Origin of the sequence: Winogradskyella sp. 3972H.M.0a.05, from assembly GCF_040493455.1 — a bacterium.
In the GTDB taxonomy this organism is placed as follows: Bacteria; Bacteroidota; Bacteroidia; order Flavobacteriales; family Flavobacteriaceae; genus Microcosmobacter.
On sequence record NZ_JANFDA010000024.1, the window covers coordinates 1 to 565 of the forward strand.

General features: G+C 39.8%; 1 protein-coding gene. It reads left to right on the forward strand.

The window, feature by feature from the left end; genetic code table 11:
- Positions 1-387, forward strand: a 387-nt coding sequence (locus tag NCE97_RS15930) for a T9SS type A sorting domain-containing protein (protein WP_353780278.1), incomplete at its 5' end; no start/stop codon positions are given.
- Positions 388-565 lie beyond the last annotated feature (178 nt).

Below are 565 nucleotides of genomic sequence, written 5' to 3' on the forward strand. Positions count from 1 at the left end.
AATGTTTACTTGGAAGATACTTTGACCAATACGATAACCCTGTTGACCACAGGAGAGTATATCATTACACCAAATCAGGACATAGATGGTACGGGACGTTTTTACCTGAGGTTTGAAGAGGATGCGTTGAGCACAGTTGAAAACGAATTGGATACCCTGAACATCTACGCAAATCATACAGAAGACACGATTGTGATCAATGGATTGCTTTCTGAGGCTACAGATTTTAGGCTATATGACATCCAAGGACGCATGGTACTGGATACAGAACTGCAGACACAAACGATGGTACAGCGCATCGATGTAAGCACATTCAATGATGGCGTGTATGTAGTAGAGTTAAAGAACAATAACAGACGAAAAACACAGAAATTGATATTGAGATAATAGAATCTTAACGAAACAAATAATAACCCCTTTAACACAGAAACAATGAAAACAATATTACAAGCCTTATTCATGGTCATGACCATATCGCTAACAGCGCAGAACTACCAATTTGGTATCGTCAGTGATTACAACAACACGGCAAGTCCTTATGAGTTTACCTTTGTGGCCACGCCCG